General features: G+C 68.1%; 15 protein-coding genes. 8 read left to right on the top strand and 7 right to left on the bottom strand.

Features of this window, described 5'->3' with window-relative positions; all coding sequences use genetic code 11:
- Positions 1 to 78 precede the first annotated feature (78 nt).
- Positions 79 to 1131 carry a Gfo/Idh/MocA family protein gene (locus AC1DGE_RS13625; protein ID WP_476893401.1) on the top strand — a complete coding sequence of 351 codons (1053 nt, stop codon included), beginning with the start codon at positions 79 to 81 and terminating at the stop codon, positions 1129 to 1131.
- A gap of 77 nt (positions 1132 to 1208) precedes the next feature.
- Here AC1DGE_RS13625 and ald read toward each other — a convergent pair whose 3' ends face one another.
- Positions 1209 to 2327, bottom strand: coding sequence for an alanine dehydrogenase (ald, locus tag AC1DGE_RS13620; RefSeq protein ID WP_441419234.1), 1119 nt, complete (start codon positions 2325 to 2327; stop codon positions 1209 to 1211).
- Between the two features lie 244 nt (positions 2328 to 2571).
- Here ald and AC1DGE_RS13615 point away from each other — a divergent pair, with 244 nt between their 5' ends.
- Complete coding sequence (locus AC1DGE_RS13615; protein ID WP_441419235.1) at positions 2572 to 3792, top strand: PucR family transcriptional regulator; 1221 nt, start codon at positions 2572 to 2574, stop codon at positions 3790 to 3792.
- 10 nt (positions 3793 to 3802) lie between these two features.
- On the opposite strand, the gene AC1DGE_RS13610 is transcribed toward AC1DGE_RS13615, so the two are convergent.
- The 3 genes from AC1DGE_RS13610 to ptsP form a co-directional block, all read right to left on the bottom strand.
- Positions 3803 to 4075 (bottom strand): hypothetical protein, encoded by a 273-nt coding sequence (locus AC1DGE_RS13610; protein WP_441419236.1) that lies wholly within the window; start codon positions 4073 to 4075, stop codon positions 3803 to 3805.
- A 74-nt stretch (positions 4076 to 4149) separates the two neighbouring features.
- Positions 4150 to 4596, bottom strand: a complete 447-nt coding sequence (locus AC1DGE_RS13605; RefSeq protein WP_476893402.1) for a helix-turn-helix domain-containing protein — start codon at positions 4594 to 4596, stop codon at positions 4150 to 4152.
- A gap of 41 nt (positions 4597 to 4637) precedes the next feature.
- Positions 4638 to 6323, bottom strand: coding sequence for a phosphoenolpyruvate--protein phosphotransferase (ptsP, locus tag AC1DGE_RS13600; protein WP_476909660.1), 1686 nt, complete (start codon positions 6321 to 6323; stop codon positions 4638 to 4640).
- 176 nt (positions 6324 to 6499) lie between these two features.
- Here ptsP and AC1DGE_RS13595 point away from each other — a divergent pair, with 176 nt between their 5' ends.
- The 3 genes from AC1DGE_RS13595 to AC1DGE_RS13585 are packed head-to-tail and all read left to right on the top strand — an operon-like array spanning position 6500 to position 10411.
- Complete coding sequence (locus AC1DGE_RS13595) at positions 6500 to 7228, top strand: TetR/AcrR family transcriptional regulator (RefSeq protein ID WP_441419239.1); 729 nt, start codon at positions 6500 to 6502, stop codon at positions 7226 to 7228.
- A 58-nt stretch (positions 7229 to 7286) separates the two neighbouring features.
- Complete coding sequence (locus tag AC1DGE_RS13590; RefSeq protein WP_476917631.1) at positions 7287 to 9263, top strand: PTS mannitol transporter subunit IICBA; 1977 nt, start codon at positions 7287 to 7289, stop codon at positions 9261 to 9263.
- Entirely contained in the window at positions 9263 to 10411 is a 1149-nt protein-coding gene (locus AC1DGE_RS13585; protein ID WP_476917630.1) for a mannitol-1-phosphate 5-dehydrogenase, read from the top strand. Before AC1DGE_RS13590 ends, AC1DGE_RS13585 begins: the two co-directional genes overlap by 1 nt.
- Before the next feature lie 146 nt (positions 10412 to 10557).
- Here AC1DGE_RS13585 and AC1DGE_RS13580 read toward each other — a convergent pair whose 3' ends face one another.
- Positions 10558 to 12024, bottom strand: coding sequence for an amino acid permease (locus tag AC1DGE_RS13580; protein WP_441419242.1), 1467 nt, complete (start codon positions 12022 to 12024; stop codon positions 10558 to 10560).
- A 128-nt stretch (positions 12025 to 12152) separates the two neighbouring features.
- Between AC1DGE_RS13580 and AC1DGE_RS13575 the strand changes: the two genes are divergently transcribed.
- From AC1DGE_RS13575 to AC1DGE_RS13565, 3 genes are all read left to right on the top strand, one after another.
- Positions 12153 to 12674, top strand: coding sequence for an N-acetyltransferase family protein (locus AC1DGE_RS13575; RefSeq protein ID WP_476917629.1), 522 nt, complete (start codon positions 12153 to 12155; stop codon positions 12672 to 12674).
- A gap of 64 nt (positions 12675 to 12738) precedes the next feature.
- Positions 12739 to 13224 (top strand): MarR family winged helix-turn-helix transcriptional regulator, encoded by a 486-nt coding sequence (locus tag AC1DGE_RS13570; RefSeq protein WP_476917628.1) that lies wholly within the window; start codon positions 12739 to 12741, stop codon positions 13222 to 13224.
- Positions 13225 to 13288: 64 nt separating this feature from the next.
- Positions 13289 to 14515: an MFS transporter gene (locus tag AC1DGE_RS13565; RefSeq protein WP_476893407.1), complete on the top strand. Its 1227-nt coding sequence runs from the start codon at positions 13289 to 13291 to the stop codon at positions 14513 to 14515.
- Between the two features lie 77 nt (positions 14516 to 14592).
- Here AC1DGE_RS13565 and AC1DGE_RS13560 read toward each other — a convergent pair whose 3' ends face one another.
- The gene (locus AC1DGE_RS13560) at positions 14593 to 16032 is read right to left on the bottom strand and encodes a sugar porter family MFS transporter (RefSeq protein ID WP_476917627.1); all 1440 of its coding nucleotides are present in this window, start codon (positions 16030 to 16032) and stop codon (positions 14593 to 14595) included.
- A 262-nt stretch (positions 16033 to 16294) separates the two neighbouring features.
- On the bottom strand, positions 16295 to 17947 hold the full coding sequence (locus tag AC1DGE_RS13555; RefSeq protein WP_441419247.1) for an MDR family MFS transporter: 1653 nt from the start codon (positions 17945 to 17947) through the stop codon (positions 16295 to 16297).
- Positions 17948 to 18044 lie beyond the last annotated feature (97 nt).

Raw genomic sequence — 18044 nt, 5'->3', positions numbered from 1 at the left:
TCCCCACTCTGCGGGGGAGGGTCGCCTGCGTTGTTGCCGGGCCTGAGGGAGCCCCGGGCGGGCGGGTAACGTGGACGCATGGCACCTTCCTCCCCGCCCGTCCGCACCGCAGTCGCCGGCTTCGGCCTCTCCGGCAGCGTGTTCCACGCGCCGCTGATCGCGGCCAACCCGGCTTTTTCCCTCGACGTCATTGCCACCTCCGACGCGGGCCGGAAGGCGACGGCCGCCGCGGCCTACCCGGCGGCCAGGGTCGTCGATACCCCGGCCGCCGTCCTCGAACTCGCCGGCGGGCTGGACCTGCTGGTGCTGGGGACTCCGCCGGCCACCCACTACCCGCTGGCCAAAGCCGCGCTGGAGGCGGGCCTCGACGTCGTCGTTGACAAGCCCTTCACGGTGCGCAGCGCCGAGGGCCGGGAGCTGATGGACCTGGCCGCACGGCTGGGCCGCGTACTCACCGCCTTCCAGAACCGGCGCTGGGACGGCGATTTCCTGACCGTGCGCGCCCTGCTGGAGAGCGGCGTCCTGGGCACGGTCACTCGCTTCGAATCACGCTTCGAGCGCTGGGCGCCGAAGGTCACCAAAGCGTGGAAGGCGGCGGCCACCCCCGACGACGGCGGCGGGGTGCTGTTCGACCTCGGCACGCACCTGCTGGACCAGGCGCTCGCGCTCTTCGGCCCTGCCGCCGTGATCCACGCGGAACTGGCGGCCCGGCGGCCCGGGGAACGGGCGGACGACGACGTTTTCGTGGCCCTGCGGCATGATTCCGGGGTGACGAGCCACCTCTCGATGAACCTGCTGTGCGCCCAGCAGGGGCCGCGCTACCGCCTGTTGGGCAGCGACGGCGGCTTCACCAAACACGGCGTGGACCCGCAGGAGCCTTATCTCGCCGCCGGCGGGAGTCCGCTCGACGCAGCCTACGGCGTGGAGGACCGCGAGTGGGCCGGCCTGTTGGGCCGCGACGGCCACCTGGACCGCCTGCCCACCGAACGCGGCGCGTACCCGGAGTTTTACCGGATCCTCGCCGAGAAAATCATCGACGGCGGCACGTCCTCGGCTCTGCCGCTCCCGGTGGATCCCGCCGACGCCGTCGAAGTGCTGCGGCTGATCGAACAGGCCCGGGAGCTCGTTTAAACACCCATCGACTGCTCCGATAACGCCGTTTGGGGGGTCCAAAAGGGCGTTCACGGAGCAGCCGATGCCGGTGGAACTTACGCGGAGACCAGCTCGTGCCAGTCCGCGACCAGGGGCAGGTTGTGCGCCTCGGAGACCGAGCGGTGCGCAACCTGGCCGGCGGCGATGTTGAGGCCGGCAGCGAGGGCGGCGTCGCGCTCAAATGCGGCCTTGACGCCCAGGTTGGCCAGCGAAACCGCGTAGCGCAGCGTGACGTTGGTCAGGGCGTAGGTGGAGGTGTTCGGCACGGCGCCGGGCATGTTGGCGACGCAGTAGAAGATCGTGTTGTGGACCTTGTACGTCGGTTCCTGGTGCGTGGTGGGGTGCGTGTCCTCGAAGCAGCCGCCCTGGTCCACGGCGATGTCCACCAGCACCGAGCCGGGCTTCATCCGGGAGACGAGCTCGTTGGTGACCAGCTTCGGGGCCTTGGCGCCGGGGATCAGCACGGAACCGATCACGAGGTCGGCGTCGACCACGGACTTCTCGATCTCGTAGGCGTTGGAGGCGACCGTCTTCAGGCGGCCCTGGTACTGGGCGTCGAGTTCGCGCAGCCGGTTGATGTTGATATCCAGGATGGTGACGTCGGCGCCGAGGCCCAGGGCCATGGCGGCGGCGTTGGTGCCGGCCACGCCGGCGCCCAGGACTACGACCTTGGCCGGGCGGACGCCCGGGACGCCGCCGAGCAGCACGCCCTTGCCGCCGGCCGGAGCCATCAGCGAGGTGGCGCCGACCTGCACGGACAGGCGGCCGGCAACCTCGGACATCGGGGCCAGCAGCGGCAGCGTACGGCCTTCCTGCACGGTCTCGTAGGCGATGGCGGTGACGCCGGAGTTGATGAGCTCCTGCGTCAGTTCCGGCTCGGCGGCCAGGTGCAGGTAGGTGAAGAGGATCAGGCCCTTGCGGAACCGGTGGTATTCGGCCTTGACCGGCTCCTTGACCTTCATGACCATGTCGGCGCGGGACCACACGTCGTCCGCTTCGGCGACGATCTCGGCACCGGCAATGGCGTATTCCTCGTCCGTGATGCCGGAGCCCAGGCCTGCGCCGCGCTCGACCAGGACGGTGTGGCCGTGGTGGCGGAATTCGTGCACGCCGGCGGCCGTGATGGCGACGCGGAATTCGTTGTTCTTGATCTCTTTGGGGACGCCGATGATCATTTTTGGGCTCCAGTGGTGGTGGCCGCGCGGGCCGGGTGTGCGGGGGAAGTCGTGATTCCAGAATAGAACCGGCTGTGAGGCAGGCGACAGGGCCGCCGGTCCCGCCCCACGCCGCAACCGCGTGTTTCCGGGAATTTCCAAAAGCTCGGCTCGACAACTGTCGAGTCAGGAAACGTCAGGTGTCGCCTCTTGTTCGTCGCCGTTCCGTTCGGCTCCGGGACCCGCGGGGCAGTAATGTGGCAGCATGCAGCAGCAGGACGTAGAGCAGCTCGTGGAGCGGGTGGCCCAGCGGCTCGGGCGCGGGCTCTCGCTCGAAGACCTCGACGGCGTCCTGCTCGCCTACAGCTCCAACCAGTCGCACGCGGACCGGGTCCGGGTGAACTTCCTGCTCAGCAAGCGCGTCGCGGCGGACGTCAGCGCCTGGCAGCTCTCGCACGGCATCGCGACGGCGGTGCGGCCCGTCGTCGTGCCGGCCAACGAGGAACTGGGCATGCTGGGGCGCGTCTGTGTCCCGTTGCTGGTCCGCGGATTCCGGGTGGGCTACCTCTGGGTCCAGCTCGACGCCGCGGAGCCCACCGCGGGCACCGTCCTGGCCCAGTTGCCGGAGGTGGCGCGCGAGCTGGAGGAGCTCTCCGCCCTGCTGCTGGACTCGAACACTGCCGAATCCGAGTTCCGCCGCCGGCGCGAACAGGAGTTCCTCGCCGCCTGCCGGGGCGAGGCGAACGCCGTCGCCGCCGTCGCGGGCTGGAAGGAAGTGCAGGGCCGCGGGCCGTGGCAGCTGGTGACCGTCCTCGACGCCGACGGCTGGGCGGAGGGTTCGGACCCGATCGCCTCCACACTGATCCACAGGTCCGCCGCGCTGCAGGCCACCATCGGTGTGGACGCGGCACTGTTCAGCGCGGGGACCGAGACACACGCCGTCGTGCTATTCAAGGAATCCACCGGACGGGCCAACCACGCCCAGGTGCTGGTCCACTACCAGCTGGAACTGGCCAAGCGCGCGGGCCGACCGGTCCGCCGGATCATCCTCGGCACCTCCGAGGGCTTCTCCCGGCCGCGGGAACTGGCCGAGGCGTACCGGCAGTCCCGGCAGGCGGCGCAGGCCGCGGCCGTGGACCCCCAGCTGGGCGAGCTGGTGGACTGCCGTGCCACCGGTCTCTACCAGTTGCTGGCCTCGGCCGGCGGCGGGGCCGGAGCCTGGGCGGATGCGGGCTCGGTGTACTTCCGGATGCTGGAGGACCACGACCGGAACGGTGAACTGCTGCCGGTGCTGGAGCTTTTCTACGATAACGACAGTTCGGTCCAGGAGGTGGCGGCCAAGCTGCACCTGCACCGGAGCAGCATCTACAACCGGCTCGGCAGGATCCGCCAGGTGCTGGGCGTCGACCCGCTCAAGGGAATGGTCCGGCTGGAACTGCACGCGGCGCTGAAGGCGCGGCGCTGGGCCCAAAGGCCAAGGATCTAGGCTGCCCCGGCTAGCGGTCGTCGCGGAGGGCGGAGTCCTGCTCGCTGTCGGGGCGGGAGGCCAGCGGCCGCGCCGCCTCCCGAAGCGCATCGGGCGCAGTCTCCCGCGCTGTGCGCCTCCGGCGCGATATCCGGCTGTCCATCCACAGGGCGACGGCCACGAACGCGACGCAGCTGGCCATGAACGCCGCGGTGTTGTTCAGCCCCATCACCGTTCCGAGGATGCCGGTAAGCACCATGGCGGCGATGCCGGCCAGGATGTGCCACCCTCTGAACTTACCCACAATTCAAGCGTAACCCCGGCCTCTGCCGCGTTTCCGCGCCGGGACGGGATCGTTGTTTGATCCTTATCACGCCGTCACGAAGCATCCGCGCCGCCGCTGTCATTGCTGTCAGCTGAGTCGCCGACGGCCTCGGGTGCCGCATTTTCCGCGGCGGTTTTCTTCTTTTGCGTCTCCAGCCACGCCATGATGTCGGCCAGCCGGATCCGCCGGTGCGTGCCGCGGTACTCGACCGGGATCTCGCCGCGGTCCGTCATGTTCCGCAGGTACGTGTGCGAGATGCCCGCCAGCTCCGCCGCCTTCGACGTGGTCAGCATTTCCTCCACGCTGCTGACGGTGACCGACTCGCCCCGGCTGAAGCGGCCCAGCAGGTCGACGACGGCGTCCCTTGCCGCGGGCGGCAGGCGGTGCACGGTGCCGTCGACGAAGACCGTGATGTCGTTGCTGCCGTTGAGCGCGTACTGGAGTTTTTGTGCGTCCTCGGCCGGGAGCCCGGCGGTCACCCGGGGAGCAATCAGTGTCATGGAGTGCATCCTAGCGCCCCGGGTGCGGGCTCACGCTCCGGTTACAGACCCAGTTCTTCCAGCACCGGCAGCTTGGCCCGGACCCAGGCGCGCGCCTCTGTGGCGCTCGGGGCGGAAAGTGCCAGCTTGGCCAGCTCCTGCGCCTCGGCCAGGGTCACGGTCTTCAGCACCGCTGCCACGGCCGCGATGGAACGCGCCGTCATCGACAGGGTCGTGACGCCCAGCCCGGTCAGCACGACGGCGAGGGCAGGATCCGCCGCGGCCTCACCGCAGACGCCCACCGGTTTGCCGTGGCCTTCGGCGGCGGAACCTTCGACCGTCAGGCCCACGAGCCGGAGCACGGCCGGCTGCCACGGGGTGTTCAGCGCGGCGAGCGGGCCCAGCTGCCGGTCCGCGGCCATGGCGTACTGGGTCAGGTCGTTGGTGCCCAGGCTCGCGAAAGACACTTCCCGCAGGATGGCCTCCGCGGTCAGCGCCGCGGACGGCACCTCCACCATGACGCCGGGGGTCTTGATCCCGGCGGCAGCGCACAGGGACGCGAATCGTGCGGCTTCCTCCGCCGTCGAAATCATCGGTGCCATCACCCAGACGTCCGCCTCGGATTCCTGCTCCGCCAGGGCGATGGCCTGCAACTGGCGTTCCAGCACTCCCGGGGTGGTGAAGTCGGTCCGGTAACCGCGGACGCCAAGGGCCGGGTTGGGCTCGGTGGCGTCGGTCAGGAACGGGAGCGGCTTGTCCGCGCCGGCGTCGAGGGTGCGGAGTACCACTTTCTTGCCGGGGAAGGCGTCGAAGACGCCCTTGTAGGCGGCGGCCTGCTCCTCCACGGTGGGTTCGGTATCCCGTTCGAGGAAGCAGAACTCGGTCCGGAACAGGCCCACGCCCTGGGCGTTGAGCCCGGCCGCGGCCACGGCATCCTTCGCCCCGCCCACGTTGGCCAAGAGCGGCACGAGGTGGCCGTCCGCCGTCGCACCGGTACCGTCAAAGTCCGCCAATAGCGACGCGGTCGCGGCCCAATGCTCCGCGGCGGCGCGCTGGGCGTCGTCCGGTTCAGCCGTGATGGTCCCGGCGGCCCCGTCGACGTAGACCTCCGTGCCGTCCGGCAAGGCGTCGACGCCGGCGGCAGCGACGACTGCGGGCAGGCCGAGGGAGCGGGCGATGATCGCGGTGTGCGACTGCGGGCCGCCGCCGGCGGTCAGCAGTGCGAGCACCTTTTCGGGATCGAGCGTGGCCGTGTCCGCCGGCGCCAGGTCCTCCGCAATCAGGATGAACGGGGTGGCGGCGGAGGGGATGCCCGGGGCGGGCACGCCACGCAGCTCGGCCACGATCCGCGCCCGCACGTCCAGGACGTCGGTGGCCCGCTCAGCCATGTAGCCGCCGAGGTTGTGCAGCATCTCCGAGACGGACGCGCCGGCTTCCCAGATGGCGCGCTGGTTGGAGGTCCCGCGGCCAATCAGCTTGGCGGCGGACTTCAGCAGCATGGTGTCGGTCGCCATCAGCGCGGTGGCCTCCAGCACGGCCTTGCCGTCGCCGCTGACCGTCTCGGACCGCGCCTTGAGCTCGTCGTGCACGGCCTTCGCCGCCGCCTTCAGGGCCGCCGTGGCCTCCTCGGGGGAGACGCCGGCCGGAAGCTGTTCGCCCGCCGGCGGCTCACTGACCGGCTTCGGCATCTGCCGGATGGTGCCGATGATCCGGCCGGGGCTGACGCCTACTCCTTGGAAGTTCTGCACTGAAAGTCCTCATTCTCTGCCGTGAGCCAGTAAGTCAGTCCAGGTGCCGCCACTGAACCGCTAGATCCTAGATTTCCTGCGGCTGTCCACTACGTCAACCGGCAACTTGCGGTACCTGAAAAAAGTGTATGTGATGCACTTCATATAGCGTTGCTATAGGTGCTAGGGTAGCGGTTATGAGTATCGAAGGCCAGCTACCGCCCAAAATCCGGCTGCTGCGTGCAGCTGCGGGATTGCTGGCCAAGTCCGGGGGAGCCGCGGTTTCCACGCGCCAGATCACGCAGCTGGCGGGGGTGACTGCCCCCACCCTGTATCACCACTTCGGTGACAAGGAGGGGCTGTTCGACGCCGTTGTGGCGGCAGGATTCGAGGAGTACGTGGCCGGCGAGCGAGACTTCGCTCCGTCCGGGCAGCCGCTGGAGGACATCCGGCGGATGTGGGACCAGCACGTGCAATTCGGGCTGAAGCAGCCGGAACTGTACCTCGTCATGTTCGGCAACATCCGCCCCGAGAGCCGTCCCGCCGTTGTGGCCGACGCCGAGGCGCTCATGGAGGAAATGCTGAACAAGGCCGCGGTCGCCGGCCAGCTCAACGTCCCGCCCCGGGAGGCGGCGAGGAGCATCCTGGCTGCGAACGTGGGCGTGACCCTCATGCTGATCACGGAGAAGGCACCGGAGCGCAACCTCGAGCTCTCCGCCATGACCCGCGACGCGATGATCTTCGCGGTCTCCACGGAACAGGCCCGGCAAGCCGGGCCGGAAGACTCCGGGAAGTCCCCGGTAGTGGTAGCGGCCATCGCCCTGAATGCGGCGCTGCAGGCCTCGCACTCGGACCAGCTGTCCAGCTCTGAACTCAAGCTCTTTCTCGAATGGCTCCACCGGATCTCCACCAGTTCCACCAGCTAGCTCGTCGAAAATATCGGACAATCCTGCGGTGCAGCAGGAATCACGGTTAGGAAATCACATGGCAACAGAGACCGTTGCGAAACCCCGGACCAGTATCAGGGTCGGTGTGCAGAAATTTGGCACCTTCCTGTCCGGAATGATCATGCCCAACATCGGCGCCTTCATCGCCTGGGGCATCATTACCGCCTTCTTCATCCCGGCGGGCTTCACCCCCAACGCCGACCTGGCCAAGCTGGTCGGCCCGATGATCACCTACCTGCTGCCGCTCCTGATCGGCTACACCGGCGGCCGCATGGTCTACGGCGTGCGCGGCGGCGTGGTCGGCGCGGCGGCCACCATGGGCGTGATCGTCGGAACGGACATCCCGATGTTCATCGGCGCCATGATCATGGGGCCGCTGACGGCGTGGATCATGGAGAAGATCGAAAGCCTCTGGGAGAACAAGGTCAAGCCCGGCTTCGAGATGCTGATCGACAACTTCACCGCGGGCATCGTCGCCGCCGTCATGGCCATCTTCGGCATGCTGGTGATCGGCCCGGTGGTGAAGGCCTTCAGCAACGGCGCCAGCGCCGTCGTCGAGTTCCTGGTCAACAACGGCCTGCTGCCCTTCACGAGCATCTTCATCGAGCCCGCGAAGGTATTGTTCCTGAACAACGCCGTGAACCACGGGATCCTGACCCCGCTGGGCACCGAACAGGCGCTCGCCCAGGGCAAGTCCATCCTGTTCCTGCTTGAGGCCAATCCCGGCCCGGGCGTGGGCGTCCTGCTCGCTTACATGATCTTCGGCAAGGGCATGGCCAAGGCTTCGGCCCCCGGCGCCGCCCTGATCCAGTTTGTCGGCGGCATCCACGAAATCTACTTCCCGTACGTGCTGATGAAGCCGATCATCATCCTCGCCGCGATCGGCGGCGGCATGACCGGCATCTTCACCCTCGTCCTGACCGGTGCGGGCCTGCGCTCCCCGGCCGCCCCGGGAAGCATCCTCGCGGTCTTCGCCGCGACCCCGCCGGACAGCTACTTCGGCGTGGCCTTGTCCGTGCTGCTGGCCGCGACCGTGTCCTTCCTGATTGCCTCCGTCATCCTCAAGTCCAGCAAGGACGTCGAGGGTGACGAACTTGGCGCCGCGACCACCCGGATGGAAGCCATGAAGGGCAAGAAGAGCTCCGTCTCCTCCGCCCTCGTGGGCGGCGGTGCGGGCGCCGGCGGCGTCGCGGTGCTGGCCGGTCCGGTCAAGAACATCGTCTTCGCCTGCGACGCCGGCATGGGCTCGAGCGCCATGGGCGCCTCGGTGCTCCGCAACAAGATCAAGGCCGCCGGCTACCCGGATGTCAAGGTCACCAACTCCGCGATCGCGAACCTGAGCGACACCTATGATGTCGTCATCACGCACCAGGACCTGACCGAACGGGCCAAGCCCGCGACGTCCAGCGCCGTCCACGTCTCGGTGGACAACTTCATGAACTCGCCGCGGTACGACGAGATCGTGGAGCTGGTCCGGACCAGCAACGCGCCGGCCGACGCCTCCGGTGCGATGGCGGGTGCGGGAACGGGTGCGGCCGTGGCAACGGCATCCGCACCGGAAGCGGAGCCCGAAGCCGGGCCGTCCGGCATCCTGGTGGCCGACAGCGTGATCCTCAGCGGCACGGCAACCACCCGTGACGCTGCGATCGACGAGGCGGGCCGGCTGCTGCTGGACCGCGGCGCCGTCGACGCCGGCTACCTGGACGCCATGCATGAGCGCGAGGAATCCGTCTCCACCTACATGGGCAGCTACCTCGCGATCCCGCACGGCACCAACGCCGCCAAGGACCACATCATGAAGTCCGCGGTCTCGGTGATCCGCTACCCGAACGGCATCGACTGGAACGGCAAAGAGGTCAAGTTCGTCGTCGGCGTCGCCGGCATCAACAACGAGCACCTCCAGATCCTCTCCTCGATCGCCAAGGTCTTCACCAACAAGGCACAGGTCGCGCAGCTGGAGGCGGCCACCACCGTCGACGAAGTGCTCGACCTTTTCGGAAAGGTAAATTCCTAGTGAAGGCTGTTCATTTCGGAGCCGGAAACATCGGCCGTGGATTCGTCGGACTGCTGCTGCACGAGGCCGGGTATGAGGTGGTGTTCGCGGATGTCGCGGATGCCCTCATCACCCAGCTCGCCGCGGCGGACAGCTACCAGGTCCACGAGGTGGGGGACAGCCCGGCCGTGCGCACGGTGGACAACTTCCGCGCGCTGAACTCCGGCACCCAGGAAGCCGACGTCGTCGCGGAAATCGCGACGGCGGACATCGTCACCACCGCGGTGGGCCCGCACATCCTCAAGTTCGTGGCACCCGTGATCGCCAAGGGGATCGCGGCCCGGCCGGCCGGGCTGGCGCCGCTGCAGGTGATGGCGTGCGAGAACGCGATCAACGCGACCGACATCCTGAAGTCCGAAATTTCCGCCCAATGGGATCCGGCCGCCGGTTCGCTGGATGCCGCCGCCGTGTTCGCCAACACGGCGGTGGACCGGATCGTGCCCAACCAGGAGGCCGGGCAGGGCCTGGACGTCACAGTGGAGACGTTCTATGAGTGGGTCATCGACCGGACCCCGTTCGCGGGGAAGGAACCAGCCATTCCGGGGGCGACCTTCGTGGACGACCTGGCGCCCTACATCGAGCGGAAGCTCTTCACCGTGAACACCGGGCACGCCTCGGCCGCGTACTTCGGCTTCGAAGCCGGGCTGTCCAAGATCTCCGAGGCCATGGCGGACCAGGACGTCGCCGCCGATGTGCGCGCAGTGCTCGACGAGACCAAGGAACTGCTGGTGGCCAAGCACGGCTTCAACCGCGAGGAGCAGGAAGCCTACGTGCAGAAGATCCTCGGCCGGTTCTCCAACCCGCACCTTCCGGACACCGTGAACCGGGTGGGGCGGGCACCGCTGCGCAAGCTCAGCCGGCACGAGCGCTTCATCGGTCCCGCTGCGGAGTTGGCCGAGCGCGGGATTGTCCCCGAGGCACTGCTCGGTGCGATCGCCGCCGCGCTGCGCTTCAACGACCCGGCCGACGCCGAGGCCGTGGAGCTGGCGCAGATCCTGAACTCCTCCACCCCGGAGGACGCCACGACGAAGATCACCGGCCTGGACTCGGTGCATCCGCTGTTCCCGGCCGTCTGTGCCCTCGTCGAGGAAGCCAAGGCCGCCGTCTAGCCGGACGCTTCCTCGCCTTTCGCGGAAAAACAACGGGCCCTCCCTCACACCAGGTGAGGGAGGGCCCGTCGTTTAGGCCGTGGATCTGCGCGGGCGTCGCCCCAGGACCGGCAGGACCGGCAGGCCCGGCAGGAGCTGCCGAAGCGTCAGACGCGGCTGGCGGCGGCGGTTTCGCCGTCGGCCATCGCCTTCCATTCGGCCACGCGCGCCTGGTGCAGCGGCGAGCGGCGGACGACGGCGAACGCGGCACCCAGGACCGCGAACCAGAGCGGAGTGACCAGCAGGGCCACAAGGGTGTCCGGCTGCGTGGTCAGCGCCCAGACCAGGAACGCGAAGAACGCAAACACGACCCACACCATGGGAATGCCGCCGGGCATCTTGAACGTCGAGGCCGCGTGGAGTTCCGGCCGGCGCTTCCGGAACACGAGGTAGCTGGCCAGGATGATGCTCCAGACAAACATGAAGCAGACGGCGGACACGGTGGTGACCATGTCGAAGGCCACGCCCACGTCCTTGCCCGCATACAGCAGCGCGACGCCGGCCAGCAGCAGCACGCAGGACAGGAACAGCGCGTTCTGCGGGACCTTGCGGCTGGAGAGGCGGCCGAAGAGCCTGGGGGCGTCGCCGTCGTTGGCCAGGCCGTAGACCATCCGGGAGGTGGAGTAGATGCCGGAGTTGGCCGAGGACATCGCGGAAGTCAGCACCACGAGGTTCACCACCGTGGCGGCCATGCCGAGCCCGGCGAGGGAGAACATGGCGATGAACGGGCTCTGGCCCGCCTTGAAGCCGGTCCACGGGGTGACGGACATCAAGATGATGAGGGCGCCGACGTAGAACAGCATGACGCGCAGCGGGATCGCGTTGATGGCGCGGGGCAGGTTGTGCTCCGGGTTCTTGGTTTCGGCCGCGGCGGTACCCACCAGCTCGATGCCCACGAAGGCGAAAACAGCGATCTGGAAACCGGCCACGAAGCCCATGAACTCCTTGGGGAACAGGCCGCCATGGCTCCACAGGTTACTGAAGCCCGCGGTGCCGGCGTTGGAATGGAAGCCGGTGAAGATCATAACCAAGCCCACAGCGATCAGCGCCACGATGGCCACGATCTTGATCAGGGCGAACCAGAATTCCGTCTCACCGAAGGCCTTGACGGTCGGAAGGTTCAGCAGGAGCAGGATGATGATGGTCGCGATCCCCGGGACCCACAGCTGGATGCCGGGCCAGAGCTGCTCGGCGTAGCCGGCAATCGCGATCACGTCCGCCACCCCGGTGACCACCCAGCAGAACCAGTAGGTCCAGCCGGTGAAGAACCCGGCCCAGGGGCCCAGCAGGTCGCCGGCGAAGTCGCTGAAGGACTTGTAGTTCAGGTTGGACAGCAGCAGCTGGCCCATGGCGCGCATGACGAAGAACAGCATGAAGCCGATGATCATGTACACGAAGATCACGGACGGTCCGGCCACGGAAATGGTCTTGCCGGAGCCCATGAAGAGGCCGGTGCCAATGGCGCCGCCGATGGCCAGGAGCTGGATGTGCCGGTTGCTCAACGAGCGTGCAAGGTGGGGCTCGGTGTCCCGGCTGGAGGCAGTTCTCTGCTCCGCGGTTGTCTGTTCGGGCATGTCAACAATCCTTCGTGTGGTCCGCCGCATTGGTGACGGCGGTTACAAATCAGCCTTTCTAAGGTACAGCTTCGAAGGCCGGGCCCCCTGCCGAACGTTTCATCGTTGCGTCATGGCAAGCTGGGCGGGTGACTACAAATTCGGCGGACCAGGCCGCCCTGCTAACATTCGGCGTCGACGGCGGGACGTTCCGGCTGCGCCCCGCCGCCCGCGCGGACCTGCCCGCCATTCTCCGGCTGCTCGCCGACGACCAGCTGGGCTCCTCGCGCGAGGATGCTGCGGATCTGGCGCCGTACCAGACGGCCTTCGACGCGATCGACGCCGATCCGGCCCACCTGCTGCTGGTGGGGGAACTGACACCGGAGCGCGGCGCCGGGCCCCGGGTGGTGGCGACCTTCCAGCTCAGCTTCCTGCCCGGGCTGTCCCGGCGCGGGTCGTGGCGTGCCCAGCTCGAGGCCGTGCGGGTCGCCGGCGAACTGCGGGGCCAGGGCGTCGGCGCCGCGATGGTGCAGTGGGCGCTCGGGGAGTCGCGGCGGCGTGGCTGTTCCCTGGTGCAGCTCACCACGGATAAGTCGCGGACAGCGGCGCACCGATTCTACGAGCGGCTGGGGTTCGCGGCCAGCCATGAGGGCATGAAGCTGCTGCTCTAGCGGCCGCGCCGGCGGCAGCCGCACCGTTGACTCTTAGGCCGCCTAACTGTTAGGCTCCCTAAGTATGAGTGAACACTCGCTGCCGGATCCCGGCCTGCTCGCCCTCTCCCGGGATTTCCGGGAAGCCCTGCGCCACAGCATCTACCTGGTCCGGCGCTTGGACGCCGACGGCGAACTCAGCGCCGCCCAGCTCAGCACTCTCAAGATGCTGCTGGACAGCTCCGAAGACAGCGCCCAAGATAGCGCCGGGGCCAACGGCGTGCGGGTGGGTGAGATTGCCCGCAACCTCGGGGTCAAGGTTCCCAGCGCCACCGAGCAGATCATCAAGCTCGAACGGGCCGGGCTGGTCCGGCGTGAGGCGGATCCGGCCGACTCCCGGGCTGTCCGCGTCAAGCTCACCGCCGAGGGCCACGCCGCCGTCGAATCGGCCAACACCCGCCGCAACGCGGTCATGGCAGGGATCCTCGGCTCACTCACCGATGCGGAACGGCAGGCCCTCGCGGCCGCCATCCCGGTGATCGGCAAGATCAACGAGAGCCTGCAGCCCTGACAGCCAGGCCACTGCCTGCCAGGAACAACGACAGCAAGAACCCACAACCTTAGGAGCGCCCTCCATGGACGGCCAGCTCACGGCCCCCGCGCCGGAAGCAACATCAACCCTTGAGGCCGAAAAAGCCTCGCTACTCAAGCAGCCCAAGGCGGTCTGGGCCACGGCCCTGGCGGCGGTGTTCGCGTTCATGGGAATCGGGCTGGTGGATCCCATCCTGCCCGCCATCGCCAAGAACCTTGACGCCACCCCCAGCCAGGTGTCCCTGCTGTTCACCAGCTACTTCATGGTCACCGCCATCGCCATGCTGATCACCGGCTTCGTCTCCTCCCGGATCGGCGGCAAGCGCACGCTGCTGGCCGGCCTCGCCATCATCGTGGTGTTCGCCTCGCTGTCCGGCCTCTCCGGCAGCGTGACCGAACTAGTCGGCTTCCGTGCCGGCTGGGGGCTGGGCAATGCCCTCTTCGTCGCCACCGCCCTGGCCGTGATCGTCGGCGTCGCCAGCGGCGGCGCCGGGACCGCCATCATCCTCTACGAGGCGGCGCTGGGCCTGGGCATTTCACTCGGCCCGCTGCTGGGCGCCCTGCTCGGTGGGTGGCAGTGGCGGGCCCCGTTCTTCGGCACCGCCGTCCTGATGGCCTCGGCCTTCATCGCCCTGATCGCCCTGCTGCCCAAGACCCCGCTGCCGGAACGGAAGGTCCGGCTCCGGGACCCGCTGCTGGCACTGGGCCACAAGGGCCTGCGGACGACGGCGGCCAGCGGGCTGTTCTACAACTACGGCTTCTTCACCATCCTCGCCTTCACCCCGTTCATCCTGGGGATGGACGCCTACGGGATCGGCGGCGTGTTCTTCGGCTGGGGTGTCGCCGTCGCCGTCTTCTCGGTGTTTGTCGCCCCCGCGCTGCAGCGGCGCTTCGGGGCTGTCCGCGTGCTGAGCGGCACGCTGGCGCTGCTGCTCCTGGACCTGGCCGGCCTCGGCCTGGCCGCGGGGCACTCGGTGCCCGCCGTCGTCGTCCTCGTGGTGGCCTCCGGCGCCCTGCTGGGGATCAACAACACGATCTACACCGAGCTGGCCATGGGCGTCTCCGACTCGCCGCGGCCCGTGGCCTCGGCCGGGTACAACTTCGTGCGCTGGATGGGCGGCGCACTGGCGCCGTTCGCCGCGGCGCAGCTGGGGGAACACTTCGGGCCCCAGGTTCCGTTCTTCGCCGCGGCCGTCGCCATGGCGCTGGCGATCGCGGTGGTCCTCGGCGGGCGGCGGTACCTGAGCACGCACGAGCCGCACCTGGTCTAACCCGCCGGACCTACAGTTGAGGCCCATGTTCCGCGGAACATGGGCCTCAACTTTTTGTTCGTGCAATGCCGCGGGGGCTACTTCTTCGCGGAACCCTTCGGCACGAACAGCGTCTCCGCGTGCTCCAGCGCCATGCCGTTGGTTTCCGGCACCTTGAACATCACGAAGAAGAACGACGCCGCCGCGAACACGGCGTACATGGCGTAGGTCAGCGGCAGCGAGGCTGCCGCCATCACGGGGAAGCTCAGCGTGATGGCGAAGTTCGCGATCCACTGGGCCGCCGCGGCCAGGCCCAGGGCGCGGGCGCGGATCCGGGACGGGAAGATTTCCCCCAGCAGCACCCAGACCAGCGGGCCCCAGGAGGCGCCGAAGCTGATCACGAAGACGTTGGCGGCCACCAGGGCGGCGGGGCCCCAGGCGCCCGGGAGCGTGATCGCATCGCCGGATCCGGTGGCGGATCCGAAGGCGAAGGCCATGGTCGCCAGCGAGACGGCCATGCCGATGGAACCCGCCAGCATGATGGGGCGGCGGCCGATCCGGTCCACCAGTGCGATGGCGACCAGGGTGACCAGGATGTTGGTGATCGCGGTCGCCACGGAAATCGTGAGCGAGTCCTTCTCCTGGAAGCCCACAGCTTTCCAGAGCGTCGTGGAGTAGTAGAAGATCACGTTGATGCCGACGAACTGCTGCAGCACCGACAGGATGATGCCGATCCACACCACCGGCTGCAGGCCAAGCGCCTTGCCGCGCAGGGAGCCCTTCTGGCCGGCGAGCTTGTCCTCCTCGATGGCCTTCTTGATGTCACGCAGGTGGCGGTCGGTGTCCTCGTCCGGGGCGATGGATTCGAAGACCTTGAGGGCTTCCTCGTCCTTGCCCTTGAACACGAGGAACCGCGGCGATTCGGGAAGCGTGAAGGCGATCCAGCCGTAGACGACGGCGGGGACGGCGCCGGCGATGAACATCCAGCGCCAGGCCTCGATGCCGAACCACAGGTTCTGGTCGGCGCCGCCGGCGAAGTTGGCGAAGACGGCGTCGGAGAGCAGCGCCGCGAAGATACCGGTGGTGATGGCGAGCTGTTGCAGCGACGCCAGCCGGCCGCGCACGTGGCGGGGTGAAATCTCGGAGATGTAGGCCGGGGCGATCACCGAGGCGAGGCCGATTCCCAGGCCCCCGACGAGGCGCCAGAAGATCAGGTCCCAGACGCCGAACGCGAAGCCGGTGCCGAAAGCGCTGACCAGGAACAGCAGCGCGCCGAGCTTCATGGCGGGGATGCGGCCGTAACGGTCCGCGACCTTGCCGGCCAGGTAGGCGCCGGCCGCGCAGCCAAGCAGGGCGACGGCGACGGCGAACCCGGTCACGGCCTCGCTGAGCGCGAATTCCTCCTTGATGGCGTCGACTGCGCCGTTGACAACCGAGGAATCGAAGCCGAAGAGGAAGCCGCCAACGGCGCCCGCCACGGCCAGCCAAATGACCCGCTTGGGGATCTTGGCGACGGTCTGGTCTTGGGTGGTGGTCATGTGGCTCCCTCGGCAATTCGTGGTCAGCGGCTCACGCCGCAGCTACCCAGTCTGACACCGGGGATGCCGCGATGCACGTCACAGGACGGGAAAATGAGAGCAAGCTTACAATTCCGGAGGAGATGCGCCGTGCGGCCCACCGGCGGCGTCACGCCGGACCCACTTTCGACGTCGGCGGCCCTGGAAGGCCGCGTCCCGGCGGCCAAAAGCGTGGGCAGGCAGTCCAAAAGACTGCCTGCCCTGACGTGCTGCGGCGTGTGCCCTAGTGCGCGGGGACGGCCTCCTTGGCGGCGGCCTTCGGGTCCGTGAGCTTCTTGTTCGGCAGCGCGAAGCTGATCAGGAAGGCGACGCCGGTGAGCACGGCGGCGGTGAGCATGACGGCGTCGATCGACTGGGCGAATCCTTCGGTGATCGGCCGGGTCAGGCTGGCGTTCGCGGTGTGCAGCCAGCTTGTGTCGTTCAGCGAGTCGTTGCTGGCGCCGTTCTTGAAGAACTCGTAAAGCTTGGCGTTCGCGGGGTCGGCGGCAACGGCCGGGTCCTTGAGCACTTTGAGGTAGTCCGCGTTCTGCGCGGCGGCTTTCATGCCGGTGGCGATCTTGTCCGCCGCGAGGCTGAACAGCATCGAAATGAACACCGCGGTCCCCACGGCACCGCCCATGGAGCGGAAGAACGCGGCGGAGGAGGTGCCCACGCCCATGTCCTTGGCCGGAACGGAGACCTGCATGGCGAGGGTGAGCGGCTGCATGCAGAAGCCCAGGCCCAGGCCAAAGAACACAGCAATCGCGCCGGGGACCCAGAGCGGCGTATCCACGCCCAGCGAGAGTCCCATAACGACGGCGGCCGCGGTCAACACGGCGGTGCCCAGGATCGGGAAGATCCGGTAGGTGCCGGACGCCGAAATGGTCCGGCCGGCCGTGATGGACCCGGTGAGGATGCCCACCGTGAAGGTGATCATCATGAGCCCGGCCTCGGTGGGGGTGAGGCCCTTGACCAGCTGGAGGTACATCGGCAGCATCGCGATCGCACCGAACATGCCGACGCCGATGATGAAGTTCAGCAGCGAGGAGAGTCCGAAGGTGATGTTCTGGAACAGCCGGAGGGGGATCAGGGCGTAGTCGCCGGCGCGCTTCTCGGCCAGCAGGAACGCGACGATGCCGATGATGCCGAGTCCGTAGCAGAGGAAGGCCCCGGTGGAGCTCCAGCCCCAGGTCCGGCCCTGTTCGGCGACGAGCAGCAACGGCACAATCGCCAGGGTGATGGCGGCGGCGCCCCAGTAGTCGATCTTCTGCTTCAGGTGCTTGGCCGGCAGGTGCAGGTACAGGAAGACGACGGCGAGGGCGGCCAGGCCGATCGGGATGTTGATGAAGAAGACCCAGCGCCAGCCGTCAAAGCCCAGGATGTTGGCGGAACCGGCAAAGGCGCCGCCGATCACCGGGCCCAGCACGGAGGAGATGCCGAAGACGGACATGAAGTAGCCCTGGAACTTGGCGCGGTCCTTCAGCGCCACGATGTCGCCGATGATGGTCAGCGCGAGGGCCAGCAGGCCGCCGGCGCCCATGCCCTGGATGCCGCGGGCGATCGCGAGCTCGGTCATCGAGTGGACCGAGCCGGCGTAGAGCGAGCCGGCCAGGAAGATCAGGATCGCGGCGAGGTAGAGCGGCCGCCGTCCGAAGATGTCGCTGAGCTTGCCGTAAAGCGGCGTGCTGACGGTGGAGGTGATCAGGTACGCCGTCGTTGCCCAGGCCTGCAGCGAGAGGCCGTCCAGGTCGTTGGCGATGGTGTAGATCGACGTGGACACGATCGTCTGGTCCAGGGAGGACAGGAACATGCCGAGCATGAGGCCCACCATGACGGTGATGGTCTGACGGTGCGTCAAGACCTCTCCGGGCAGGCGTGAGGACGTGGTTTTGGACATAACCGCTCCAAGGGGAAGTTTTTTTGGGGTCAAGCAGGAAGGTTGCTTTCAGTAACTATCTTAGGGCCTGCTTTGTTCCCGCCCGCACCGGCTCCTT

Source organism: Arthrobacter sp. 05N425, from assembly GCF_056397125.1.
Note: the sequence above shows the minus strand (reverse complement) of the source record. Positions and strands in the feature narration are given on the sequence as shown.